Source organism: Streptomyces sp. NPDC088116, from assembly GCF_044741745.1.
In the GTDB taxonomy this organism is placed as follows: Bacteria; Actinomycetota; Actinomycetes; order Streptomycetales; family Streptomycetaceae; genus Streptomyces.
The window spans coordinates 137,307-161,230 of the sequence record NZ_JBIUTF010000007.1; the positions used below are offsets into that span (position 1 = coordinate 137,307).

The 23,924-nt window shown below is 70.9% G+C and carries 19 protein-coding genes; 9 read left to right on the plus strand and 10 right to left on the minus strand.

The window, feature by feature from the left end; translation table 11 throughout:
- Window positions 1-3: 3 nt before the first annotated feature.
- The 7 genes from serC to ACIOJD_RS26935 form a co-directional block, all read right to left on the minus strand.
- Window positions 4-1,122, minus strand: coding sequence for a phosphoserine transaminase (gene serC / locus ACIOJD_RS26905; protein WP_401918222.1), 1,119 nt, complete (start codon window positions 1,120-1,122; stop codon window positions 4-6).
- Window positions 1,123-1,406: 284 nt separating this feature from the next.
- Window positions 1,407-2,750: a cytochrome P450 gene (locus ACIOJD_RS26910; RefSeq protein ID WP_401918223.1), complete on the minus strand. Its 1,344-nt coding sequence runs from the start codon at window positions 2,748-2,750 to the stop codon at window positions 1,407-1,409.
- Complete coding sequence (locus ACIOJD_RS26915; protein ID WP_401918831.1) at window positions 2,747-3,988, minus strand: cytochrome P450; 1,242 nt, start codon at window positions 3,986-3,988, stop codon at window positions 2,747-2,749. The genes ACIOJD_RS26910 and ACIOJD_RS26915 overlap by 4 nt, the downstream gene beginning before the upstream one ends.
- A 71-nt stretch (window positions 3,989-4,059) precedes the next feature.
- Window positions 4,060-4,770 carry a GTP-binding protein gene (locus ACIOJD_RS26920; protein ID WP_401918224.1) on the minus strand — a complete coding sequence of 237 codons (711 nt, stop codon included), beginning with the start codon at window positions 4,768-4,770 and terminating at the stop codon, window positions 4,060-4,062.
- Complete coding sequence (locus tag ACIOJD_RS26925; protein WP_401918226.1) at window positions 4,751-5,107, minus strand: DUF742 domain-containing protein; 357 nt, start codon at window positions 5,105-5,107, stop codon at window positions 4,751-4,753. Before ACIOJD_RS26925 ends, ACIOJD_RS26920 begins: the two co-directional genes overlap by 20 nt.
- A complete protein-coding gene (locus ACIOJD_RS26930) occupies window positions 5,104-5,544 on the minus strand; it encodes a roadblock/LC7 domain-containing protein (protein ID WP_401884633.1) in 441 nt (146 codons plus the stop codon). Before ACIOJD_RS26930 ends, ACIOJD_RS26925 begins: the two co-directional genes overlap by 4 nt.
- Complete coding sequence (locus tag ACIOJD_RS26935) at window positions 5,541-7,121, minus strand: sensor histidine kinase (protein ID WP_401918228.1); 1,581 nt, start codon at window positions 7,119-7,121, stop codon at window positions 5,541-5,543. The genes ACIOJD_RS26930 and ACIOJD_RS26935 overlap by 4 nt, the downstream gene beginning before the upstream one ends.
- A gap of 411 nt (window positions 7,122-7,532) precedes the next feature.
- Here ACIOJD_RS26935 and ACIOJD_RS26940 point away from each other — a divergent pair, with 411 nt between their 5' ends.
- A complete protein-coding gene (locus ACIOJD_RS26940) occupies window positions 7,533-10,382 on the plus strand; it encodes an FAD-binding and (Fe-S)-binding domain-containing protein (protein ID WP_401918833.1) in 2,850 nt (949 codons plus the stop codon).
- A 22-nt stretch (window positions 10,383-10,404) separates the two neighbouring features.
- Here ACIOJD_RS26940 and ACIOJD_RS26945 read toward each other — a convergent pair whose 3' ends face one another.
- On the minus strand, window positions 10,405-11,772 hold the full coding sequence (locus ACIOJD_RS26945) for a DUF2079 domain-containing protein (protein WP_401918835.1): 1,368 nt from the start codon (window positions 11,770-11,772) through the stop codon (window positions 10,405-10,407).
- Window positions 11,773-12,351: 579 nt separating this feature from the next.
- Here ACIOJD_RS26945 and ACIOJD_RS26950 point away from each other — a divergent pair.
- The 5 genes from ACIOJD_RS26950 to ACIOJD_RS26970 all read left to right on the plus strand — a co-directional run bounded on the left by ACIOJD_RS26950 (window position 12,352) and on the right by ACIOJD_RS26970 (window position 20,212).
- Entirely contained in the window at window positions 12,352-13,344 is a 993-nt protein-coding gene (locus tag ACIOJD_RS26950; protein ID WP_401918230.1) for an EamA family transporter, read from the plus strand.
- 67 nt (window positions 13,345-13,411) lie between these two features.
- Window positions 13,412-15,418: an acyclic terpene utilization AtuA family protein gene (locus ACIOJD_RS26955; RefSeq protein ID WP_401918231.1), complete on the plus strand. Its 2,007-nt coding sequence runs from the start codon at window positions 13,412-13,414 to the stop codon at window positions 15,416-15,418.
- The gene (locus tag ACIOJD_RS26960) at window positions 15,415-17,013 is read left to right on the plus strand and encodes an acyl-CoA carboxylase subunit beta (protein WP_401918232.1); all 1,599 of its coding nucleotides are present in this window, start codon (window positions 15,415-15,417) and stop codon (window positions 17,011-17,013) included. Before ACIOJD_RS26955 ends, ACIOJD_RS26960 begins: the two co-directional genes overlap by 4 nt.
- 8 nt (window positions 17,014-17,021) lie before the next feature.
- Window positions 17,022-19,007, plus strand: a complete 1,986-nt coding sequence (locus ACIOJD_RS26965) for a biotin carboxylase N-terminal domain-containing protein (protein ID WP_401918234.1) — start codon at window positions 17,022-17,024, stop codon at window positions 19,005-19,007.
- On the plus strand, window positions 19,004-20,212 hold the full coding sequence (locus ACIOJD_RS26970; RefSeq protein ID WP_401918236.1) for an acyl-CoA dehydrogenase family protein: 1,209 nt from the start codon (window positions 19,004-19,006) through the stop codon (window positions 20,210-20,212). The genes ACIOJD_RS26965 and ACIOJD_RS26970 overlap by 4 nt, the downstream gene beginning before the upstream one ends.
- Before the next feature lie 57 nt (window positions 20,213-20,269).
- Here the strand turns inward: ACIOJD_RS26970 and ACIOJD_RS26975 are convergent, their stop codons facing one another.
- Window positions 20,270-20,773 (minus strand): GNAT family N-acetyltransferase, encoded by a 504-nt coding sequence (locus ACIOJD_RS26975; protein WP_401918238.1) that lies wholly within the window; start codon window positions 20,771-20,773, stop codon window positions 20,270-20,272.
- Window positions 20,764-22,083 (minus strand): XRE family transcriptional regulator, encoded by a 1,320-nt coding sequence (locus ACIOJD_RS26980; protein ID WP_401918239.1) that lies wholly within the window; start codon window positions 22,081-22,083, stop codon window positions 20,764-20,766. Before ACIOJD_RS26980 ends, ACIOJD_RS26975 begins: the two co-directional genes overlap by 10 nt.
- Window positions 22,084-22,181: 98 nt before the next feature.
- Here ACIOJD_RS26980 and ACIOJD_RS26985 point away from each other — a divergent pair, with 98 nt between their 5' ends.
- From ACIOJD_RS26985 to ACIOJD_RS26995, 3 genes are all read left to right on the plus strand, one after another.
- A complete protein-coding gene (locus tag ACIOJD_RS26985; RefSeq protein WP_401918241.1) occupies window positions 22,182-22,571 on the plus strand; it encodes a recombinase family protein in 390 nt (129 codons plus the stop codon).
- Window positions 22,572-22,740: 169 nt separating this feature from the next.
- On the plus strand, window positions 22,741-23,178 hold the full coding sequence (locus ACIOJD_RS26990; RefSeq protein ID WP_401918243.1) for a glycine-rich domain-containing protein: 438 nt from the start codon (window positions 22,741-22,743) through the stop codon (window positions 23,176-23,178).
- A 126-nt stretch (window positions 23,179-23,304) separates the two neighbouring features.
- The gene (locus tag ACIOJD_RS26995) at window positions 23,305-23,733 is read left to right on the plus strand and encodes a hypothetical protein (protein ID WP_401918245.1); all 429 of its coding nucleotides are present in this window, start codon (window positions 23,305-23,307) and stop codon (window positions 23,731-23,733) included.
- Window positions 23,734-23,924: the final 191 nt, after the last annotated feature.

Sequence of the window (23,924 nt, forward strand, 5' to 3'; positions counted from 1 at the left end):
AGGTCAGAGACGCTCGATCACATAGTCGACGCAGGCCGTCAGGGCCGCGACGTCCGCCGGGTCGATGGCCGGGAACATCGCCACGCGCAGCTGGTTGCGGCCCAGCTTGCGGTAGGGCTCCGTGTCCACGATGCCGTTGGCGCGCAGGACCTTGGAGACGGCCGACGCGTCGACCTCGTCCGCGAAGTCGATCGTGCCGATGACCTGCGAGCGCTTCGCCGGGTCGACCACGAACGGGGAGGCGTACTTGGAAGCCTCGGCCCAGCCGTACAGGTTGCGGGCCGAGGTGGCCGTACGACGGACCGACCAGTCCAGGCCGCCCTGGGAGTTGAGCCAGGTCAGCTGCTCGTTGAGCAGGAACAGCGTCGCGAGCGCGGGAGTGTTGTACGTCTGGTTCTTCAGCGAGTTGTCGATCGCCGTCGGGAGCGAGAAGAACTCCGGGACATGGCGGCCGGACGCGTGGACGCGCGCGGCGCGCTCCAGCGCGGCGGGCGAGAAGACGCCGATCCACAGGCCGCCGTCGGAGGCGAAGGACTTCTGCGGGGCGAAGTAGTAGACGTCCGTCTCGGCGATGTCGACCGGCAGACCGCCCGCGCCGGAGGTCGCGTCGACCAGGACGAGCGAGCCCTCGTCGGCGCCCGCGACCCGCTTGACGGGGGCCGCGACACCCGTGGAGGTCTCGTTGTGGGTGAACGCGTAGGCGTCGACACCCGCCTCGGCCTGCGGCTCCGGGTGCGTGCCGGGGTCGGTCGAGATGACGGTCGGGTCGGCCAGCCACGGCGCGAGCTTCGCGGCCTTGGCGAACTTGGAGGAGAACTCGCCGAAGGTGAGGTGCTGGGACTTGTTCTCGATCAGTCCGTGGGTCGCGACGTCCCAGAAGGCGGTGGAGCCACCGTTGCCCAGGATCACCTCGTAGCCCTCGGGGAGCTCGAAGAGGCTCCGTACACCGTCGCGCACCGCGCCGACCAGGTTCTTGACCGGGGCCTGGCGGTGGGACGTGCCGAGGAGGGACGTACCGGTGGCGGCCAGCGCTTCCACGGCCTCCGTCCGGACCTTGGAGGGGCCTGCGCCGAAACGGCCGTCGGCGGGCTTGATGTCAGCGGGAATCTCGATATCGGCCACGGGCGGAGCGTAGCCTCTTCCGCCGCGCGGCCGATAACCGCGTCCGTCGGGTGAGACATCGGGGGAGGCGGAATGAGACAGGCGAGGGACGTCCAGTGAGACGGGAGGGGACCGGCAGGTGAGACGTCGAAGCGAGGGAGGAGAGGGAGGAGAGGGAGGAGAGGGAGGAGAGGGAGGAGAGGGAGGAGAGGGAGGCGGGGGCGGGGAGGGAGGCGGGGGCGGGGAGACGGCACGCCGTCGGCCCGTGGACGGTGCTCAGGGCCGGCGGTGCGCCGTCGGTCAGGTCAGGCCCGTAGCCGTACGGGCAACTCGAACAGGTCGTTCTGGGTGACCACGGGCATGTTGCGCAGCTCCGTCACCGGGACCGCCAGGTCCAGCTCGGGGAAGCGCGCGTACAGGGCCGGGAGCGCCACTCCGGCCTCCAGCCGGGACAGCGCGGCGCCCGGACAGGCGTGCGGGCCGTGGCCGAAGGAGATGTGGCGGTTGGGGGTGCGGGTCGCGTCGAAGGCGTCGGCCGTCGGGCCGTACCGCGCCTCGTCGCGGCCGATCGCGCCGAAGGACACGATCAGCGCCTCGCCCTTGGGGAGGACGGCGTCGCCGACCTCCACGTCCTGCGTCGCGAACCGGAACAGGACGTGCGAGGACGGCGACGACCAGCGCAGTGTCTCCTCGATCACGTTCTCCCACGGGATCTCGCCCGCGAGGACGAGTGCGCGCTGCTCGGGGTGGGTGCTGAGCGCCACCACGGCGTTGACGATCAGGCTGATCGTCGTCTCGTGACCGGCCGCGACCATCAGCTGGAGGGTGTTGACGATCTCCTCGCCGGTCAGCCGGTCACCGTTCTCCGACGCCTCGATCAGCGCGCTGGTCAGGTCGTCGCCCGGGGCGGCCCGCTTGGACTCGACGATCCGGGCGAAGAGCGCGCCGAGGTCCGCCATCATCGGCGGGACCTCCTCCGGCGGGGTCAGAGTGGAGAAGAACTTCCGGAAGAGCGCCTTCAGCCGGGGGTGGTCGGCCGCGTCCACCCCCATCAGTTCGCTGATGACGCTCATGGGCAGTGGATACGCGAACTCCGCCTTCAGATCGACGGGTTCGGCGGGGGCGTGGGCGTCGTGCGCGGCGAGGCGGTCCAGCAGGCCGTCCGTCAGCCGTTCGATGCCCGCCCGCAGCCGTTCCACCCGGCGCGCGGTCAGCTCCTGCGCGACCGGGGTGCGCAGCCGCCGGTGTTCCGCGCCGTCCACCGTCAGCATGGACCGGCCGGGGTTGGCCAGCCCGATCAGCGGCCAGTCCGACGGGATCTCACCGCGCCGCCAGGCGCCCCAGGCGTCGACGCCCTTCACCAGCCGGGGGTCCGTGAGGAGCCGACGGGCCTCGGCGTGGTGGGTGACGGCGTAGCAGGCCACCCCGCCCGGCAGCTCGACCCGGGCGAGCGGGCCCGCCGCGCGCAGCGCGGCCCTCTCGGCGTCCAGGTCGGTGACGAGCGGATCCAGGACGATGGGGGCAGGGACGGACGGGTGCGGGCCTGGCGGGTCGGGGACCGACGGGTGCGGGCCTGACGGGCCCGGGGTTAACCGGCCGTCTGCGCGCGCGGCGGCCTCGGCCGCGCGGTTCGCGTGGGGGCAGGTCATGACGTACCTCCGAGCGCGGGAGTGGCGGTGAAACGCACCGGCAGCTCCGCGAGACCGCGCAGCCACGGTGACGGCCGCCAGGAGAGACCGTCCTGCGCGGACACCGCGAGATCGATGTCGGGGAGCCGGTCGAGCAGTACCTCGATGGCCGTCCGGGCGATGACCTCGGCGATCTCCTGCGCGGGGAACGGGCAGCGGTGTTCGCCGTGCCCGAAGGAGAAGAAGGCGTTGTTGCCGCCGGTGAGCGTGGAGCTGTCCGTACGGATCTGAGGGTCGTAGTTGGCGCCGGCGATCCCCAGGAGCACCAGGTCGCCGGCCTTGATGAGGCAGCCGCCGAGACTGGTGTCGCGGGTGGCCCAGCGGCCGATGGCATTCTGGACGGGGGTGTCTTCCCAGAGGACCTCGTTCATGGCCTCGGCGACGCTGTGCCGGCCGCCGGAGAGGGACGCGGCGAACCGGTCGTCCGTGAGCATCAGCCGCAGCGAGTTGCCAATCCAGTCGGCGGTGGGCTGATGGGCCGAGGTGATCAGCACCACCAGATCCTCGGCGACCTCCTGGTCCGTGAAGCCGGCGGTGTTGTCCAGCATCAGGGAGGTGACGTCGGTGCCGGGGACGGCGCGCTTCTCGGCGAGCAGCCCCGTCATCGACTCGCCGAGATGGCGCTGGCCGGCCAGCGCCCTCTCGCGGCCGTCGACCATGTCGTTGAGGGCGGTGACCAGGCCGGGGCCCTGCTCGTCGGGAAAGCCGAAGATCTTCGCGAGGATACGGACCGGGAGGAGCATCGCGTACCGGCCGATGATGTCCGTACGGCCCTCGGCGCAGAAGCCGTCGATCAGTTCGTCGGCGAACCGCTCCGCGTGCTGCCGGAGCAGGAACGGGTCGACCTCTTCGAGCGCGTCGCTGATCATCGCGGCGCGTTCGCGGTGCCGTTCGCCGACCGTGTAGAGGATCGACGGCTGATTACGGCCGATCATCGGCCGCAGCGGCCAGTCCTCGGGTATGCGGTCCCACTGGTTCCAGACCTCGGAGTCGCGGGTGAAGAGCACCGGGTCGCTGGTGAGTTGGTGCACCTCGCGGTAGCCGAGGACCAGCCAGGCCGGGATGTCGCCGTCGAGGACGATGGGGGCGACGGCTCCGTGGTCGCGCCTCATCTTCCGGTAGAGGCTGGTGGGTTCGGTCTGGAAGCGGGTACCGCTCAGGGGTATCCCGGAACCTCCGTGGGCGGGGCAGCCGGTCACCGACGCCCCGGTCTCGTCGGGATCGGGTTGCGGGGCCTCGGGCTCCAGGCCGTCGCGGTCGGTCGGCGTTGTCACGGTGTGGTCTCCGAGGTCGGGGCCGCGGCCGGCTCCAGGGCCGGGTCCACAGTCGGGTTCAGGGCCGGGTCCACGGCCAGGTCCGCCGCTCGCTTCGAGGCCAGGTCGTGGAGGTACTCGACCAGCGTGATCAGTACGTACTTGCTGGACGACCGGTCCCGCGCGTCGCACTCCACCAGCGGCACATCGGGCGACAGGTCGAGCGCCTCGCGGATCTGCTCCTCGGTGTGGACCGGACCGCCGAAGTCGTTGCACGCCACGATGAAGGGCGTGCCGTGGTGCTCCAGGCGGTCGATGGCGTACCAGGAGTCGGAGAGACGGCGGGTGTCGGCGAGGACGACCGCGCCGAGGGTCCCGGAGAAGAGCCGGTCCCAGAGGTACCAGAACCGTTCCTGCCCCGGGGCGCCGAACAGGTAGAGCACCGAGCGCGCGTCGAGGGAGATACGGCCGAAGTCGAACGCGACGGTGGTCGTGGTCTTGCGCTGGAGCCCTTCGAGATCGGCGAGTTCGTCGATGCCCTCGCTCGCGCGGGTCATCGTCTCCTCGGTGTTGAGGGGACGGATCTCACTGACGGAACGGACCATGGTGGTCTTGCCGACACCGAAGCCGCCGACGATGACGATCTTCAGGCCGTTGTCGGCGGTACTGGCCAGGGACGGCCGGGCCGTGGACGGACCGGTGGGCCGTTCAGAGGTTGCGGAGTCCAACGAGCACCTGCTCCAGGATGGTGGGGTCGGGGAGTCGGTCGGCCGCCCTGGCCGTTCGGGGATGACGGGCGCTGATCCGGCCGGTGTCGAGCAGGTCGGCCAGCATGATCCGGACGATGCTGCCGGGCAGAGCAAGCTCGGCGGCGACCTCCACGACGGCCGTCGGGCGTTGGCACAGACGCAGGATCGCCGCGTGCTCCGACTGCATGCCGGGCGTCGGATCGCACTCCGCGACCACCAGCGTCACCAGGTCGAAGGTGCCCGTGTCGGACCGGCTGCGCCCTCCGGTGAGGGTGTACAGCCGGTCGGGGGAGTCGTCCCGGCCGGGGCGGCTCATACCCGCACGCTGCCTTGGCCTTCTTGTTGTCCGGACGGTGTGCGCGGCGGCGCGCTCAGGTGCTCCCCGAGCTGCTCGACGAGTTCGCTCATGTTGTGGCCGACCAGGCCGACATCGGAGTCCTCGGCGGCGACGACCGCGAGATGGGCGCCGTCCCCGGCCTCCACGATCAGCAGGAGGCCGCCGTAGAACTCGGTCATGGCGGACCGTACGCCGCCCTCGCCGTTGCCGAACTCGACGGACGCGCCGTGCGACAGGCTCTGGATGCCGGCCGCGATGGCGGCGAGCTGGTCGGCCTGGTCGACGGAGAGTTCGGGCGTACGGCAGAGCTTGAGGCCGTCCCGGGACAGGACGAGCGCGTGGCGCGTGCCCGGCGTGCGCTGGAGCAGGCTCTCCAGGAGCCAGTTGAGCTTCTCGTCGGTGGTGGTGCCGGTCATCGGGGGTCGCCTTCCGGATGCGTGGGGTTGGCCGATTGCGGTGGGGTGGCTTGTACGGCCTTGCGGAAGCTGCTGAACCTGGCCGCCCGTGAGGCGGGCGTCGGGGCGGCCGGGGTGGAGCCGGCCGGCGCGGTGGAGCTGTCGGACGACGTGTCTGCGGTTCCCGCCGCGGCCCGGGGGCGGGGCTTGTTCTCGGCGGTACGGCGCAGGGAGGCGGCGAGGGTACGGCCGCGGCGGCGCTTGGGGAGGCCGCTCTCGCCCAGCTCGGGGATCTCGGAGGTGGACTCGGACTCCGAGTCCACCGACGGCTTCGATCCGGTCGAGGAGACCTCAGGCGCGTCGGCGGCGGATCCGGCGGAGGCGGGTGCCGAGGCCGCGGCCGGGGCGGGTGCCGAGGCCGGAGCGGGTAGCGGGGCCGAGGCCGGAGCGGGGGCCGGGCTCGCCGCCAGAACCGGGGCCGACGTCCGTGCCGGGGGTGTCGCCGGGGCGGCGGACGCGGGGAGTTCCGGCGCCGTCGCCAGGACGAGCGCCTGCCCCGGGGCGTCCCCGCGCAGGTGCGTGATCAGCTCCTGCGGCAGCATCATCAGCGCGCCGGTGCCGCCCCGGGCGGACGGCCGGAAGGAGACCGTCAGCCCGTGCTTGCGGGCCAGCCGGCCGACCACCGCGAGGCCGAGACGGGTGCCGGACAGACCGCTGAGGTCCGACTGCCCGGACTGCCCGGACTGCCCGGACTGCTCGGAGGCCACGGCCCGTTCGGCGCGGCGCAGCTGGACGTTGCTCATCACCAGCCCGCTGTCCTCGACGGTGATGACGATTCCGGCCGGGACCTCCTCCACGTACACATGGACCTCGGCGGTCGGCGGCGAGAAGTTGGCCGCGTTGTCGAGGAGTTCGGCGAGGGCGTGCATGACGCCCTCGGCCGCGTGGCCCGCGACCGCGACTTCACTGGTCGAGTGGAGCCGTACCCGCTGGTACCCGCTGATCCGGCCCATCGCGCCGCGCAGGATGGACTCCATCACGATCGGCTTCGCCCAGCGCCGGCCGGAGCGCGCACCGGTCAGGACGGCGACGGAGTCGGCGAGCCGGCCCGCCTGGGCGGTGCGGTGGTCGAGGTGGAGGAGGTCGCCGAGCACGGCCTCGTCGCCGTGCCGGTTCTCCATCTCGCGGAGGTCGGCCAGCACGCTCGTCGCGAGTGCCTGCATCCGTCCGGCGGCATTGGCGCCGATCGAGACGGCGGCCGCGCGGTTGGCCTCGCTGCGGGCGGCCTCCTCTGTGGCGCGCCGCGCCTCGGCGGCCGTACGCCGTACGTCCTCCGCGGCCCGCCGGACATCCGCGGTGAGCTGGTCGGCCCGCAGGGAGAGGGCGGCGTTCTGTTCGCGGAGCCGCCTTACGGTCCAGCGGGCGTGAGCGGCGGCGGTGAGGGCCGCGCTCAGCGCCACGGCGGCGGCTCCCGCGCCCCAGGCCAGCGGGGTCTGTACCGAGGCGGGTGCGACGGACACGGCCCACCAGCACAGCAGGCCGCCGGCGGCGGCCGATATCAGCAGGGCCGGTGCGGTCGACCGGAGTGAGGGGCGCAAAGTCGGCTACCTCGTAGACAGGAGAGACAAGTTCGGGAAAGACACGGGCACTTTCGGGGAAGACACGGGCACTGTTCAATCTCAGGCACCGTTGAATAATGCTCAAACGGTCGCCACTATATGAGAATTGGCGATCAATTTGGGACCCTCACGCTCCTTTTCTTCGCTGTCCCAGTCGTGACAAAGCAGCAAGAACAGGCTGTAAGGGTGCGGCAGAGGCATCCTGGGGCCATGGCTGAGCATCGAGAAACGGCAGCGGCGGTTCCGCCGGCGGCTTCGGCGTCGACTTCGGCACAGGCGACGACTTCCACTTCGGCTTCCGTATCGGCGGCGACGGCACTCGCCCGGGAGCTGCGGGCAGCCGTCCGCGGCGAAGTGGACTTCGGCGCCGCCGCGCGGGCACTGATGACCATGGACGCGTCCAACTACCGGCGCGTACCGGTCGGCGTCGTCGCACCCCGCGACGCGGCGGACGTGGCGGCGACGCTCGCGGTGTGCCGGGAACACGGCGTGCCAGTCCTCCCGCGCGGCGCCGGCACCTCGATCGCCGGGCAGGCCACGGGCGTGGGCGTCGTGCTCGACCTCACCCGCCATCTGCGTGCGATCGTGTCGGTCGACCCGGCGGCCCGTACGGCGGTGGTCCAGCCCGGCGTCGTACTGGACGATCTGCGTGCCGCCGCCCGCCCGCACGGGCTGACCTTCGGCCCCGATCCGTCCACGCACAGCCGCTGCACGCTCGGCGGGATGATCGGCAACAACGCGTGCGGCTCGCACTCGGTGGCCTGGGGGACGACCGCCGACAATATCCACGCGCTGTCGGTCGCGACGTACGGCGGCGAGGCCGCGCGCCTGGGCCGGGGCTGGGACGGCCTGCCCGACCCGCTGCGCGCGGGGCTGCGCGACCTGGTCGACCGGCATCTCGCACTCCTGCGCACCGGCTTCACCGCCGATCTGCCGCGCCGGATCTCCGGATACGCGCTGGACGCGCTGCTTCCCGAGGCCGGCGTCGATCTGGCCCGCGCCTTCTGCGGCAGCGAGGGCACGCTCGGCGTGGTGACCGAGGCGACCGTGCGGCTCGTCCAGGCGCCCCCGGCGCGCGCCCTCGCCATTCTCGGATACGCGGACGAGAGCGCCGCCGCCGAAGCCGCCGCCGGGCTGCTGCCGTACGGGCCGCTGACCGTCGAGGGCATGGCCGAGGACCTCGTACGCGGCGGTCACGACCTGCCGCGCGGCGGCGCCTGGCTCTTCGTGGAGACCGGTGGCGAGACGCCCGCCGGGGCGCGGGCCGCCGCCTCGGCGATCCTGCGCGCGGCCGACGCCCTGGACGGCGCGGTGGTGGACGACCCGGCCGGGCAGCGGGCGCTGTGGCGGGTACGGGAGGACGCGGCCGGCACCGCGACCCGGATGCCCGACGGCTCCGAGGCGTGGCCCGGCTGGGAGGACTGCGCGGTGCCGCCCGCCCGGCTCGGCGCTTATCTGCGCGACTTCCGGGCCCTGCTGGCGGACCACGGCCTGCGCGGCACGCCCTACGGGCACTTCGGGGACGGCTGCATCCATGTCCGTATCGACTTCGACCTGTTGAGCGAGGACGGCGTCCGGCGCTTGCGGCGCTTCTCGGAAGAGGTGGCGTCGCTGGTCGTCGCGCACGGCGGCTCGCTCTCCGGCGAACACGGCGACGGGCTGGCGCGCGCGGAGCTGCTGCCCAAGATGTACGGCGACGAACTGGTCGCGCTCTTCGGCCGGTTCAAGGACGTGTGGGACCCGGCGGGCGGCATGAACCCCGGAGTCCTGGCCCGTCCGGCCCGGCTCGACGAGAACCTGCGCTTCGCCGTACTGCCGCGCGAACGCGTCGAGGTCGCCTTCGGCTATCCGCACGACGGGCCGGGCGGCGGGGACTTCTCGGCGGCCGTACGCCGGTGCGTGGGCGTCGCCAAATGCCGGGTCGGCGGGCCCGGCGCGGAGCCGGGTTCGGGGCCGGGTGTCATGTGCCCGTCGTTCCGCGCGACGGGCGACGAACAGCACTCCACGCGCGGACGCGCCCGGCTGCTGCACGAGATGCTCGCGGGCGAGGTGGTGACGGACGGCTGGCGCTCCACGGAGGTACGGGACGCCCTGGACCTGTGCCTGTCCTGTAAGGGCTGCCGCAGCGACTGCCCGGTGGGCGTGGACATGGCCACGTACAAGGCGGAGTTCCTGCACCACCACTACGCGGGCCGGCGCCGGCCCGCCGCGCACTACGCGATGGGCCGGCTGCCGCAGTGGCTGCGCGGGGCGGCGCCCTTCGCGCGCGTACTGAACGCGGCGGCGCGGGTACGGCCGCTGGCGGACCTCGCCAAGCGCCTGGGCGGCATCGCTCCGGAACGTACGATCCCGACCCTGGCGCCGGAGACGTTCGGGCGGTGGCTGCGGCGCCATATGAAGGACCGGACGGAGGTCTTCGCCACCGGCCGTACGGCGGTCCTGTGGCCCGACACCTTCACGGAACACCTCTCGCCGTCGGTCGGGCGGTCGGCGGTACGGGTGATGGAGGCGGCCGGTATCGGCATCGTGCCGCCGCCGCAGGGCAGCCGGGTGTGCTGCGGGCTGACGTATGTCTCGACGGGCCAGCTCGACCGGGCCCGTACGGTCATGCGCCGCACGCTGGACCTGATGGAACCGCTGCTGGACGCTGGCCTGCCGGTGGTCGTCCTGGAGCCGAGCTGCGCCGCCGCGCTCACCACCGACCTGCCGGAACTGCTGGGCGAGGACCCGCGCGCGGCGCGGCTGGCCGCGTCGGTACGGACGTTCGCGCAGGCCCTGGAGGAGTGCGCCCCGGGCTGGCGGCCGCCCAGGCTGGACCGCCGGATCGCGGGCCAGACGCACTGCCACCAGCACGCCGTGCTGGGCGACGAGGCGGACCGCAGGCTGCGCGAACGGGCGGGCCTGTCCGGCGAATTGAGCGGGGGCTGCTGCGGACTGGCGGGCAACTTCGGCTTCGAGCGCGGCCATTACGAGGTCTCGGTGGCGTGCGCGGAGGACCAGCTGCTGCCGTCGGTGCGGGCGGCGGAGAAGGCGGCGGGTGAGAAGTCCGGGGAGCGGACGGAGATCCTGGCGGACGGCTTCTCCTGCCGCACCCAGCTGGAACAGCTGGGCGGCCACCGGTCCCGGCACCTGGCGGAGGTTCTGGCCGAGGGGCTGGAGGAGGCACGAGTCCTGGAGAAGGAGAAGGACAAGGACAAGGAGAAGGACAGGGAGAAGGGGCCGGAGCACGGGAGGGAGTGACGGGGGCCGTGGGGAGGCCGGTTCAGCCGGCGCGGGCCGGCGCGGGCGCGACACGCGTCAGCAACGCGTAGCCGCCGGTCTCCGCCGTGAGGGAGTAGACGGCCCGTGGGTGCAGCTGGCGCGCGTACGCGACGGGGTCACGGTCGTTCGTGCTGCGCAGCGCGATGTAGTGCGGGTTCCTGCCCTCGGTGTCGCCCAGCCAGAACACCCGGCAGCGTGAGGTGAGACGGCTGCCCGGCACTATGTCGGCCTCGACCGTGGCACCGTCGGGTATGCGCCCCAGCATGTCCTCCACGGCGGTGGCCCGCGGGTTCGTCCGGTACGCGCCGGGCTCGGCCAGGACGGACAGCGGCAGGGACGTGGTCAGGGCGAGAGCGGCGGACGCCACGGCCGCCGGGAGCCGGTGGGCGTACGCGCGCAGCCAGGGGCGGGGGCTGAGGCGGGCCCGCTCCAGGGCGTCCACCAGCGCCATCGTCACGACGGGCATCAGCACGGCGCTGTAGTGCCAGTCCGTGCCCCAGTAATGAGGCTCGCCGGACAGAAAACGCCAGCCGAGAGTGGGCAGCGCGACCAGCAGCAGCGGGGAGCGCAGCGCGAGCAGCCCGGTGGTCGGCAGCAGCAGCCAGAGGAGGGTACGGATCTTGACGCCCGCGCCGTCGAGAGGGCCGTACTCGTTGTTGACCTTGTCCCAGTAGTCGTATGTGTCGCCGGTGTTGAAGGCCGGTATGACGACGGTGAAGGTGAGCAGCGCGGCGACCGCCATGAGACCCGCGACCGTGAGGGCCACCACGGCGGTACGCGGTGAGGCACGCCGGGCCCGTAGCGCCACGACCACGGCGATCGCGGCGGCGGTCAGTCCCAGGTCCTCCTTCACGAAGAGGAGCGGGACGGCCCAGAGCAGCGCGGCCCGCCGGCGGTGCGTCAGCAGGGCCTCCAGGGAGAAGGCGATCAGCGGGACGGCGAAGGCGATCTCGTGGAAGTCGAAGTTGACGGCCCGCTGGATCCCCCAGGACAGGCCGTACGCGATGCCGAGCGCGAGACCACCGGCCCGGCCGAGGAACCGCGCGGCGACCCGCGTGACGGGGACGGCGGAGAGCGCGAGGAGCGCCGCCTGGGCGACCAGCAGGGTGAGGGGGGAGGGGAAGATCCGGTAGGCGGGAGCGAGCAGCGCGGTCACGGGACTGAAGTGGTCGCCGAGGATGTTCGTGCCGGGCCCCTTGAGATCGGCCACGGGCGCCCGCAGGTGGGCGTAGGCGCGTATCGCCTGCTCGAATATGCCCAGGTCCCAGGACATCGTCGCCAGGTTCCGGAAGCGCGCCACGGAGAGGGAGGCGTAGGCGCCGAACAGGACCACGGCCAGGACGTACGGATCGAGGCGGCGAACGCACATCGCGGCCCGTCGCCGAAGTCCTCCACTGTCCCCGGTCCGTAGCTCTTTCTCCTCGGGTTCCTGCGGTTCCTGGGGCTGGGGTTCCTGGGGCTTGGGGGGTTCCGCGGGCATGGCCGGTTCGCGCCCCGGCCGAGGAACGGATTCGGACAGGGCGAGGCTGACTCCGCGCACGAGAGGTCGTCCTTCGGTCAGGGCGTTTCGGTGGGCCGCACGGTGGTGGTGTTAGGGAGCTGTCCCATCCATCTGTTCACTGAGCGAGCGTAGAACCCTCGAACTCTTCGAACTCCTGAACCCCTCGACGGTCATGTGGCTCCCGGCACCTGGCCGGATCTCGGGGGTCGTACGACCGAGGACGCCGAAGCGGTCGACGGGGGCGGCGGAGCGTGACGGCGGACCGGTCAGCTTTTTACGGGTGTGGAGGGGAGCCGTAGCGTGAGTGGGCGGGGCGGTGGCCGAGGTTTAATATGTTGCATCCTTGGTTCAGTGTGTTGAACTAAGGTATGGCCGGGGTCCTGCCGGAGTGCTGCCGAAGCGCTGCCGAGGGGCCGAAGGACGCACAGGAACCAGGGAAGGAACCCGGTGGAAGACGAGCCGCGTACCGTGACCGCCGCCGCAGCCGTCTCGCTGCCGGAAGCCGCGGGTACCGTCGAAAGTGCCGAAGGCGCCGAAGGCATCAGTGGCACGGGTGGTGCGGGTGCCGCTGCCCCGGGCGCCGCTCCCAAGCGCGCCCTCGGGCCCGTCGCCCTCGTCATCGCCGGCGGGCTCTCCGTACAGTTCGGGGCCGCCATCGCGGTCATGCTGATGCCGCGGGCCGGAGCCCTCGGTGTGGTCACGCTGCGGCTCGGGCTCGCCGCGATCGTGATGCTTCTCGTGTGCCGGCCCGCCCTGCGCGGGCATTCGCGCGCCGACTGGGGCACGGTCCTCGCCTTCGGCGTCGCCCTCGCCGCCATGAACGGGTTCTTCTACCAGGCGGTCGACCGTATCCCGCTGGGCGCGGCCGTCACCCTGGAAGTCCTCGGTCCGCTCGCGCTCTCCGTGATCGTCTCGCGTCGGCTGATCAACGTCCTGTGGGCGGGGCTCGCGCTCGGCGGCGTGGTCCTGCTCAGCGGTGGCGGCTTCGACCGGCTCGACCCGGTGGGCGCGGCGTTCGCGCTGGCGGCGGGTGCCATGTGGGCGACGTACATCGTCTTCAGCGCGCGCACCGGCCGCCGTTTTCCGCAGGCCGACGGGCTGGCGCTGGCGATGGCGGTCGGCGCGCTGCTCGTCCTGCCGCTGGGGATCGTGGAGTCCGGGTCGAAGCTGCTGGTGCCGTCGACGCTGGGGCTCGCCCTGGTGGTGGCGCTGATGTCCTCCGTCCTCCCCTACACCCTCGAACTGCTCGCCCTGCGCAGGCTGCCCTCCTCGACCTTCGCCGTGCTGATGAGCCTCGAACCGGCGATAGCGGCGACCGCCGGATTCCTGCTCCTGAACCAGGCGCTCTCCGCCACGGACGCGCTGGCGATCGCGCTGGTCGTCGTGGCGAGCATGGGTGCGGTACGTACACAGATCGGGCGACGGGCCCGCAAGGAGTAGGACGCCGTTCCAGCTGTCCGCGCCGCCTCCAAAGCAATCACGCTTGCTTGTTTCTCCGGGCGCTGGCATGCTCCGGGCACGCACACCGCTGTGTCCCGAGGGGAGCGCACCTGTGTCCGACGCTGTCGCTCGTCCCGCCCCCGGCTTCGACCCCGGTCCTGGCTCCGACCCCGCCCCCGGCTTCGACCCCGGTCCTGGCTCCGACCCCGGCTCCGGCTCGGGTCCCGGCTCCGGAGACGTACTGCGGATCGGGAACGCCTCCGGTTTCTACGGCGACCGCTTCGACGCTCTGCGCGAGATGCTCACCGGCGGCCCGCTCGACGTTCTGACCGGTGACTATCTCGCCGAGCTGACCATGCTCATCCTCGGCCGGGACCGGATGCGGAACCCGGACGCCGGTTACGCGAAGACCTTCCTGCGGCAACTGGAGGAGGGCCTCGGGCTCGCCCACGAGCGGGGCGTGCGGATCGTCGCCAACGCGGGCGGTCTGAACCCGGCCGGACTCGCCACTGCCGTAAGGGAGCTGGCTCAACGGGTCGGTGTTCCCGTACGCGTCGCCCATGTCGAGGGCGACGACCTGCTGGCGCCCGGGGGCCGGTTATTACGGGGAAGTCGGGGCGACGGCGTCCTCACGGCCAACGCCTACCTGGGCGGCGCCGGGATCGCCGCCTGCCTGCGCGCGGGCGCCGATGTCGTCGTCACCGGACGTGTCACCGACGCGGCGCTCGTGACCGGCCCCGCCGCCGCCCACTTCGGCTGGGACCTGGCGGTGCAAGACGGTGACGCGTGGGCCGATGCCGCGCGGGCCGGTGACGCGCGGGCCCGTGACGCGCGGGCCGGTGCCGCTTTCGACGCGCTCGCGGGCGCGGTCGTCGCCGGGCACGTCCTGGAGTGCGGGACGCAGGCGACCGGCGGGAACTACGCGTTCTTCACCGAGCACACCGCACGGCTCATGCGCAGGCCCGGCTTCCCCCTCGCCGAGATCCACGCCGACGGCTCGGCGGTCATCACCAAGCACGACGGCACGGGCGGCGTCGTCGATCCCGGTACCGTCACCGCCCAACTGCTGTACGAGACCCAGGGCGCCCGGTACGCCGGCCCCGACGTGACCGCCCGCCTCGACACCGTACGGCTGACGCGCCAGGGCCCCGACCGGGTCAGGATCTCGGGCGTACGCGGCGAGCCGCCGCCACCCACGCTCAAGGCCGGGCTCAACCGGATCGGCGGCTGGCGCAACGAGATCGTCCTCGTCCTCACCGGGCTCGACATCGACGCCAAGGCCCGGCTCGTACGCGAACAGGTGGAGGAGGCGCTCGGCAAGGGCGCCCGGCGCCCGGCGGAGGTCCGGTGGGAACTGGCCCGCACCGACCGGCCCGACGCGGACACCGAGGAGAGCGCCAGCGCGCTGCTCCGGCTCGTCGTGCGCGACAGCGACGAGAAGGCGGTGGGGCGGGCGGTCAGCGGGGCGGCGGTCGAGCTGGCGCTGGGCAGCTACCCCGGTTTCCATGTGACGGCCCCGCCCGGGAAGGGCACGCCGTACGGAGTCTTCGAAGCGGTGTACGTGGACGCGGCGGAGGTCCCGCACACGGCGGTGCTGCCGGACGGGCGCCGGATCGCGGTGCCGACTCCCTTACGTACCAGACCACTTGAGGATGTGTCCGAGGCGCGGCTGCCCGAGCCGCTGCCCGCCGGTACGCCGACCCGCCGCGCGCCCCTCGGCCTGGTCGCGGGCGCCCGCAGCGGTGACAAGGGCGGGGACGCCAATGTCGGCGTCTGGGTGAGGAGCGAGGACGCCTGGCGGTGGCTGGCCCATGAGTTGACGGTCGACCGGTTCCGGCGGCTGATCCCCGAGAGCCAGGAGCTGACCGTCGTCCGCCACATCCTGCCCAACCTGCGTGCCCTCAACTTCACCGTGAAGGGACTCCTCGGCGAAGGCGTCGCCGCGCAGGCCCGGTTCGACCCGCAGGCCAAGGCCCTCGGCGAGTGGCTGCGCGCGCGATACATGGACATCCCCGAGGCCCTGATCACGGAAGGCCCCACTGAGCGAGGCCCGATCCCGGAGGTACCGCTGTGACCGTGCTCCCCTCGGCCCTCGACCCCGCGTCCCCCGACTACGCCGCCCACCGCCGGGCCATGCTCGACAAGCTCGCGCGACTCGACACCGAACACGCCCTAGCACTCGCCGGCGGTGGTGAGAAGTACGTCGCCCGGCACCGCGAACGCGGCAAGCTCCTCGCCCGCGAGCGGATCGAACTGCTCCTGGACCCGGACACCCCGTTCCTCGAACTGTCCCCGCTCGCCGCCTGGGGCAGCGACTACCCCATCGGCGCCTCCATGGTCACCGGCATCGGCGTGGTCGAGGGCGTCGAGTGCCTGATCACCGCCAACGACCCGACCGTACGCGGTGGTTCGTCCAATCCCTGGACACTGAAGAAGGCCCTGCGCGCCCATCAGATCGCGGACGCCAACCGCCTGCCCGTCATCAGCCTGGTCGAGTCCGGCGGCGCCGATCTCCCCTCCCAGAAGGAGATCTTCATACCCGGCGGGGCCCTGTTCCGTGACCTCACCCGGCTCTCCGCCGCCGGTGTCCCGACCGTCGCGGTCGTCTTCGGCAACTCCACGGCGGGCGGGGCGTACGTCCCCGGGATGTCCGACCACACCGTCATGATCAAGGAGCGGTCGAAGGTCTTCCTCGGCGGACCGCCGCTGGTGAAGATGGCCACGGGCGAGGAGAGCGACGACGAATCCCTCGGCGGCGCCGAGATACACGCCCGTACGTCAGGACTCGCGGACCACTTCGCGCTGGACGAGCCGGACGCGCTGCGGCAGGCGCGGCGGATCGTCGCCCGGCTCAACTGGCGCAAGGCACGCCCCGATCCGGGCCCGGCCGAACCGCCCAAGTACGACGAGGACGAGCTGCTCGGGATCGTCCCCGGCGATCTGCGGATCCCCTTCGACCCTCGCGAGGTCATCGCGCGGATCGTGGACGGCTCGGACTTCGACGAGTTCAAGCCGTTGTACGGGCCGAGCCTGGCGACGGGGTGGGCCCGGCTCCACGGCTATCCGGTCGGGGTGCTGGCCAATGCGCGGGGGGTGCTGTTCTCCGCCGAGTCGCAGAAGGCCGCGCAGTTCATCCAGCTGGCCAACCAGCGCGACATCCCGCTGGTCTTCCTGCACAACACCACCGGCTACATGGTCGGCAAGGAGTACGAGCAGGGCGGCATCATCAAACACGGCGCGATGATGATCAACGCCGTGTCGAATTCGACGGTCCCTCATCTGTCCGTCCTGATGGGCGCGTCGTACGGTGCCGGGCACTACGGCATGTGCGGCCGAGCCTACGATCCGCGCTTCCTCTTCGCCTGGCCGAGCGCCAAGTCGGCGGTGATGGGGCCGCAGCAGCTCGCGGGCGTCCTGTCGATCGTGGCGCGCGCGTCGGCGGCGGCGAAGGGACAGCCGTACGACGACGAGGGGGACGCGGCCCTGCGCGCGATGGTGGAGGGACAGATCGAGTCCGAGTCGCTGCCGGTGTTCCTGTCCGGGCGGCTGTACGACGACGGGGTCATCGACCCGCGCGACACCCGCACGGTCCTCGGCCTGTGCCTGTCCGCCGTCCACACCGCTCCGGTGGAGGGCGTGCGGGGCGGCTTCGGCGTCTTCCGGATGTGAGGCGAGACATGATCGACATCGGCATCAGCACGGTCCTGGTGGCCAACCGGGGTGAAATCGCCTGCCGCGTCTTCCGCACCTGCCGTGAGCGGGGCATCGGGACGGTCGCGGTGTACTCCGACGCCGACGCGGGCGCGCTGCATGTACGGGAGGCGGACGCGGCGGTACGGCTGCCGGGGTCGGCGCCCGCCGAGACATATCTGCGGTCCGATCTGATCGTGAGGGCGGCACTGGCGGCGGGCGCGGACGCCGTGCATCCCGGGTACGGCTTCCTCTCCGAGAACGCGGAATTCGCGCGGGCCGTGCAGGACGCGGGCCTGGTGTGGATCGGGCCGCCCCCCGCCGCGATCGAGGCGATGGCGTCGAAGACGCGGGCGAAGGAGCTGATGGGCGCGGCGGGCGTACCGCTGCCGGCACCGGTGGACCCGGACGCGGCGACGGAGTCGGACCTGCCGCTGCTGCTGAAGGCGGCGGCCGGCGGTGGCGGCCGGGGCATGCGTGTGATCCGCGAACTCACCGAACTCGCAGGCGAGTTGAAGGTGGCGGCCGAGGAGGCGCGGTCGGCCTTCGGGGACGGGGAGGTCTTCGCGGAGCCGTACGTGGAGCGCGGCCGGCATGTGGAGGTGCAGATCCTGGCGGACGCGCACGGCACGGTGTGGGCGCTGGGCACGCGCGACTGCTCGCTGCAACGACGGCACCAGAAGGTGATCGAGGAGTCCCCGGCGCCCGGCCTCCCGGACGAGCTGCGCGCCGTACTGCGCGAGGCGGCCGTGGCCGCCGCCCGGACCGTCGGCTACCGGGGCGCGGGCACGGTCGAGTTCCTGATCTCGGCGGCGGGCCGCCCGTACTTCCTGGAGATGAACACCCGCCTCCAGGTCGAACACCCGGTGACGGAGGAGGTGTTCGGGCTGGACCTGGTCGCGCTCCAGATCGACATCGCGGAGGGCGCCGCACTGCCGCCAAACGCCCCGCCCGCGCTGGGGCACGCGGTGGAGGCGCGCCTCTACGCGGAGGACCCGTCGAACGGCTGGACCCCGCAGGCGGGCACGCTGCACGCGCTGGAGTTCCCGGACGTCTCCGCGCCCGCTTTCGCCGCCGCCCCCGCCGCGCCGCGGCTGCGCGTCGACACCGGTTACGCGGACGGTGACACGGTCGGGGTGCACTACGACCCCCTCCTCGCCAAGATCGTCGTCTGGGCTCCCACCCGTGCCGGGGCGCTGCGCAAGCTCCGGCACGCGCTGCGGCGGGCCCGGGTGCACGGGCCGGTCACCAACCGGGAGCTGCTCGTACGGTCGTTGGGCCACCCCGATTTCGTGGCCGGGAGGTTCGACACCGGGTTCTACGAGCGGCACCTGGACGCGCTGACCGTGCCCGCGCCCGGCGAGCGGTACGCGGCCGTCGCCGCCGCGCTCGCGGACGCCGCCGCCCGCGCCACCCGGGACGCTGTCCCGGCGCGGATCGGCGGGTGGCGCAACGTGGGGGCACCGGCGCAGAGTAAGACGTACGGGGAACACGAGGTCCGCTACCGGGCGACCCGGGACGGCTTCGAAGTCGAGGCCGAGGACGTACGAGTCGTCGCCGTCGCACCCGGCAGCGTCCGTCTCGAAGTCGGCGAACTCGACGGAGTCGTACGGCACTTCGCGGTGCGGACGTACGGCGACGAGGATCATGAGGTCCATGTGGACAGCGCCGCCGGTTCGTACCGCCTCCTCGCCCGCCCCCGCTTCCCCGACAGCGGCCGGCGGGCCGAGCCCGGATCGCTGCTCGCGCCCATGCCCGGGACCGTCGTACGGCTCGCGGACGGACTGGCGGAGGGCGTCGCCGTCACCGCCGGGCAGCCGCTCGTCTGGCTGGAGGCCATGAAGATGAACCACCCCGTCACCGCCCCCGCCTCCGGCACGCTCACCGCGCTCCACGCCGTCCCCGGCCGTCAGGTCGAGGTCGGTGCCCTGCTCGCTGTCGTCAGCGACGTACCGGAGGAACCGTCTTCATGAGCAGCAGCCACAGCGTGAACGACACCGCCACCGACACTGCCACCGCCACCGACACCGCCACGCACGCCGTGACCGGCGGCCTCGTGGAGAGCGAGGAACACCAGGCGCTCCGTGCGGCCGTCGCCGCTCTCGGCCGCCGGCACGGACGCGGTTACGACCACGAGACCCTCTGGCGCGAGGCGGGCAAGCTCGGCCACCTCGGTGCGAACCTGCCCGAGGAGTACGGAGGCGGAGGCGGCGGTATCGCCGAACTCTCGCTCATATTGGAGGAGCTGGGGGCGGCGGGCTGCCCTCTCCTCCTGATGGTCGTCTCACCGGCCATCTGCGGCACCGTGATCGCCCGCTTCGGTACGGACGCCCAGAAGCGGCAGTGGCTGCCCGGCCTCGCGGACGGCTCCCGCATCATGGCCTTCGGCATCACCGAGCCCGACGCCGGCTCCAACTCCCACCGGATCACGACGACGGCACGCAGGGACGGGACCGGCTGGGTGCTGAACGGCCGGAAGGTCTTCGTCTCCGGCGTCGACCTCGCCGACGCGACCCTCGTCGTCGGCCGCACCGAGGACGCCAGGACCGGCACGCTCAAGCCGTGCCTCTTCATCGTCCCGCGCGACGCCGAAGGCTTCCGGCGCTCACGGATCGACATGGAACTGCACGCCGTGGAGAAGCAGTTCGAGCTGGTGCTGGACGACGTACGGCTGCCAGCCGACGCCCTCGTCGGTGACGAGGACGCCGGACTGCGCCAGCTCTTCGCGGGCCTCAACCCGGAACGCGTCATGACCGCCGCCTTCGCCCTCGGCATGGGCCGCTACGCCCTGGGCAGAGCCGTCGAGTACGCCAGGACCCGGCAGGTCTGGAAGGAGCCCATCGGCGCCCACCAGGCCATCGCCCACCCCCTCGCCCAGGCCCATATCGAACTCGAACTCGCGCGCCTGATGATGCGCAAGGCCGCCCATCTCTACGACGCGGGTGACGACACCGGCGCGGGCGAGGCGGCCAACATGGCCAAGTACGCGGCGGCCGAGGCCTGCGTCAAGGCCGTCGACCAGGCCGTACACACCCTCGGCGGCAACGGTCTCACCCGGGAGTACGGCCTGGCGTCCCTCATCACCGCCGCCCGCGTGGCCCGGATCGCGCCCGTCAGCCGGGAGATGATCCTCAACTACGTGTCCCACCAGTCCCTGGGCCTCCCCAAGTCGTACTGACACGCAGTCGTAGCCGTACGGTCGGATCTGACGAAAGCAGGCGAGCTTGCAGCCCGCTTACAGCTTTCGGACCATGACGGCATACAACGGGGAGTCGTCAGAGGGCTTTGCCTCGCCCGCCTTGCTGTAGTTCCAGCGCTCATACAACGCCTGAACTCTGGGGTGCCCAGCCTCCACCAGGAGCGTCACCATGTCGGCTGAGACCGACGTGAGCAGTTCGTCATGAATTTGCTGTGCACGTCCAGTACCGCGCCATTTGGGAGTCACCATGAGTTCGGACAACGCGAACACGGAGCCCCTGAGGCCGGAGGGGCGCCGGTGGCCCTTCCACCAGCCACCCGGCTTGAACGTGGAGCCGTACGCATAGCCAACCGGGCCTCCGTCTTCCCAACCCGAAACGCACTGCCAGTTTTCCCGCGCGGACCAGAGGTCGACGAAGTAGGAGAAGCGCTCACGCGAGTGGAACGGGTCCGGATCGTCGGCGTATGCCTCGTCGTGGATGTCCAGTAGCAGAGAACGCACGTCCCGTGCGTCCGCGTGCGTGTAGCGCTTCAGATCCATTGGGCAGACTCCTCAATCCACTCGGCGACTTCGGGGGCCTTCGAGCCCGAGGCTACGAGCACCTTGCGTGTGGCTGCCAGGGTGTTGATCGTGCGCCGTGATCCGGACAGCGAGGGAAGCATCGTGTGTGCCTTCCGGCCTGTCGCGCAGGCAAGTTCCAAGTCCTCTTGCCTGGCCTGGGTGAGGGACAAGTGCGCGGTGTACAAGGCTCGGTTACGGATCATGTCGTCTGGGATGGCCGCGAGGGTGCGGTGCAGGCAGTATTCGGCCCTTCCATGATCCCCGAGTGCCGACCATATGAACGAGGACAGGGCGTCAAGTTCGCTGTTGTCGTAGAACCTGATCCACTCGGGCCGCTGTTGGTCGGTGGTGCGTGCAAAGGCGTGCTCGGCATCGTTGAGGGCGCGCAGAGCCTCAGACTGTCGCCGCAGGCGCGCCAGTCCGTTGGCGTTGCGCATGTGTCCGAGAGAGGCGTACAGCGGGTCTCGCCGTGCGATTGACGAGCGCTTCATGACCTCTGCGCCGGCGATAGCTTCGGCGTGATTCTCCCGCTGAGTGGACGTCAGGGTGATGTAGTTCCAGACGTGATACATCGCCTCACTGTCCCGGGACAGGCCGGCGAAGGTCAGGGCCTTGTCGAGATGTGCGCGTGCCCGCTGCGGTGCGCTGCCATCGATCGAGGCGAAGGCGGCCGAGCTGATGACCGCAGCGGCGAGTCGATGAAGCATGTCCCGTACGCGAGTTGAGGCGGTTGACAGTGCTAGAGCGGACTGGACTCGGGTAGCCAGTTCTACCGCAAGGTTCTCCACCTTCTGTGAGCCCCGACCCGCATCGTCATGACGAAGGATTGCCACATAGTCCTGATGGAAACGCCGCACGTCATTGACGCCGAGTCGTGCACGGCCGCTGGTGCCTGAGGTCCCAACGGGAAGGACGGAACCACTCGCCACGGCGAGGAGCGTACGACGCTGCACGGGATCTTCCTCCGGTGGTGCAGTGCTCTTCCTGCGCGGCACGAACCCTAGATCCTCGGCACGAGCGGAGAGAACCCGTTCCAGACAGAGCCTGATGCGATCCTGCGGCCACTTGGTCGCGCCGCGTACCCATCGGCGTACATCCGCATCGGTGACGTTGCCCGGCGTCCCGGTCAGAAGCTCGATCTCGACATTGATGTGACGTGCTAACTCGGCCTGGCTGAAGCCGAGATCAGCAATCCGGTCTGCGAGCTTCCGGTTTAACTGTGGCATGTCTTCACGGTAGCTCTGAGCATCCTCAGGGACACGGATGAAGGTAAAAATCACCGGGGTCATGCGATGGCGGACCCCCCTGTTTCACCTGTCCAGGATGTCACAGACGCCGTTGACTAGGAATCGCCAGACAACAAGGGGCAATGGAGGGAACAAGCGGCATGACGAATCAGACCACTCTCATCCCGACTGACGATGTGTCAGCCAAAGTCAGCAGATTCCGAGTAGTCATCTATTTGTGCGGGGCGCCGAACGCGAACCTCAGCGCAGAGCAAGACCGGTGCCACGGGTACGCCGAGGCGTTCGGGTGGGAGATCGCGGCAGAGATCGAGGACCGCGACAGACTCAACAAGCCCGAGGGCCGTACCGGACTTGCGCAGGCCCTCGAGCGCATCAAGAGGAGGGAAGCGGGCGTACTGCTGACGCCGTGGCGGTCGATGATCTCTCCTGTTCCGCAGGAGTTCGACGAGGTGGCGCGCAAGGTCGAGAGCGCGGGTGGGTTCCTGCAAGTGATGGACTCCGACGGCGCGCGGGCCACCGCTGCGCGATGACGGCTGCGCCGACGATGTCTGGGGAAAATCTTCACGAAAAGGGATACCGCGAAGGCCGGCTTTTCTACGGCGGCTGACAAGACTCCCGCTCCGGTTGTCCCCGTCGGTGAGGAGCAACCGGGGTGGGTTGGCAAGGACATGCCAGATCGGATGGAGGAACGGAATTCCCATGACTGTCGCACCTGAAAGGCCGGTCGCTCTGCGGCACGGCCAAGACCTCGTCTCGCCCGAACTGTTCGAGCGCCTGACGAACTTCTGTGCCGAGGAGTACGGGCACGAGCGCGCTACAGCCGAGCGGATCATGAGTGAGGCTCTGGCGTTCCTGGACGTGATGGGCCAGACCGGAGAGGGCATGTCTCCCTCGCAGGCCGTCGACCCAGGATGGCACACGTTCATGCTCCATACGGAGGAGTACGCCGAGTTCTGCCAGACGCGGTACGGCCGCTTTATCCACCACGCGCCCAAGTCCCGTTACCGGGACAGGGCAACGATGGTGGACGTTGTGGCGAAGGTCCGCGCCCACGGCTACGAGGTCGACAACTCCCTGTGGGGCACCAAGGCCGACTGCAACGAACCGACCTGCTGCGGCGACGGCCCTTGCTGCTGATGCCGGCCGCTGTCGGTCAGTGCCCGAGCCACGACCACCGGAACCTGAGTATCAGCATCAATGTCAGTGCCAGCCGCTACAGTCCGGCCCTCACTGTCGGAACTTTAGGCATAAAGGGGAGATTCAATGGCATCTGCCGAAGGATCAAAGGGCCGGGGAAGGGTGCTTGCCTTCTCACTGTTCGGGCCCGTCTTCGGCTACGCAAGCACTCTCGTAGACAACCAACAGGTCGCCTACATCGGTCCACTGACGCCCGGAGTCAACTGGCGAAAGCTCTGGCGGATGGCGGAGAGGTGCCATTCAGACGGGGCCTCGGAATCGAGAAAAGCACAGTGGATCGTCTCTCAGGCTTTCCGTGCGTTCATCTGCGGCAGTGACGTTGTTCGGAGGCTCCCCGACGCGGATTGGGAGATGGAGCCTGGTGGTTGGCTCGTGGAGCTCGGCGGCCCCTGGTGCAACCAGGACGTATTGGTTACTGGCAACCTCACGGTGCCGGAACTCGCCGCCGAGCACATCGAAACGAAACCCACCTACTTCCCGCAGTACGCGGGATGACGCCCCGACCACGCTCACTCTGGCAAAGGTCACGTGGCCGAGGCGCCGGCTCCCAACCATCGTGAGAGGAGGGGAACACCAAGGAGGGTAGTCGTTCCGGCAATTACGTCGGGGCCTGATCCGCCGGGCGGGCCTCCGCCGGCCACGTCTCGGAGCCAGCAGCAGCCCCCGCCGCGCTGAGCGGCCCTGAA

Coding starts and splice junctions, on each gene's coding strand:
- ACIOJD_RS26910 (WP_401918223.1), bottom strand. CDS start 2,750: ATGACCTGCCCCCACGCGAACCGCGCGGCCGAGGCCGCCGCGCGCGCA.
- ACIOJD_RS26925 (WP_401918226.1), bottom strand. CDS start 5,107: ATGAGCCGCCCCGGCCGGGACGACTCCCCCGACCGGCTGTACACCCTC.
- ACIOJD_RS26930 (WP_401884633.1), bottom strand. CDS start 5,544: ATGACCGGCACCACCACCGACGAGAAGCTCAACTGGCTCCTGGAGAGC.
- ACIOJD_RS26940 (WP_401918833.1), top strand. CDS start 7,533: ATGGACGCGTCCAACTACCGGCGCGTACCGGTCGGCGTCGTCGCACCC.
- ACIOJD_RS26945 (WP_401918835.1), bottom strand. CDS start 11,772: ATGTGCGTTCGCCGCCTCGATCCGTACGTCCTGGCCGTGGTCCTGTTC.
- ACIOJD_RS26955 (WP_401918231.1), top strand. CDS start 13,412: ATGCTCCGGGCACGCACACCGCTGTGTCCCGAGGGGAGCGCACCTGTG.
- ACIOJD_RS26965 (WP_401918234.1), top strand. CDS start 17,022: ATGATCGACATCGGCATCAGCACGGTCCTGGTGGCCAACCGGGGTGAA.
- ACIOJD_RS26970 (WP_401918236.1), top strand. CDS start 19,004: ATGAGCAGCAGCCACAGCGTGAACGACACCGCCACCGACACTGCCACC.
- ACIOJD_RS26975 (WP_401918238.1), bottom strand. CDS start 20,773: ATGGATCTGAAGCGCTACACGCACGCGGACGCACGGGACGTGCGTTCT.
- ACIOJD_RS26980 (WP_401918239.1), bottom strand. CDS start 22,083: ATGACCCCGGTGATTTTTACCTTCATCCGTGTCCCTGAGGATGCTCAG.
- ACIOJD_RS26985 (WP_401918241.1), top strand. CDS start 22,182: ATGACGAATCAGACCACTCTCATCCCGACTGACGATGTGTCAGCCAAA.
- ACIOJD_RS26990 (WP_401918243.1), top strand. CDS start 22,741: ATGACTGTCGCACCTGAAAGGCCGGTCGCTCTGCGGCACGGCCAAGAC.
- ACIOJD_RS26995 (WP_401918245.1), top strand. CDS start 23,305: ATGGCATCTGCCGAAGGATCAAAGGGCCGGGGAAGGGTGCTTGCCTTC.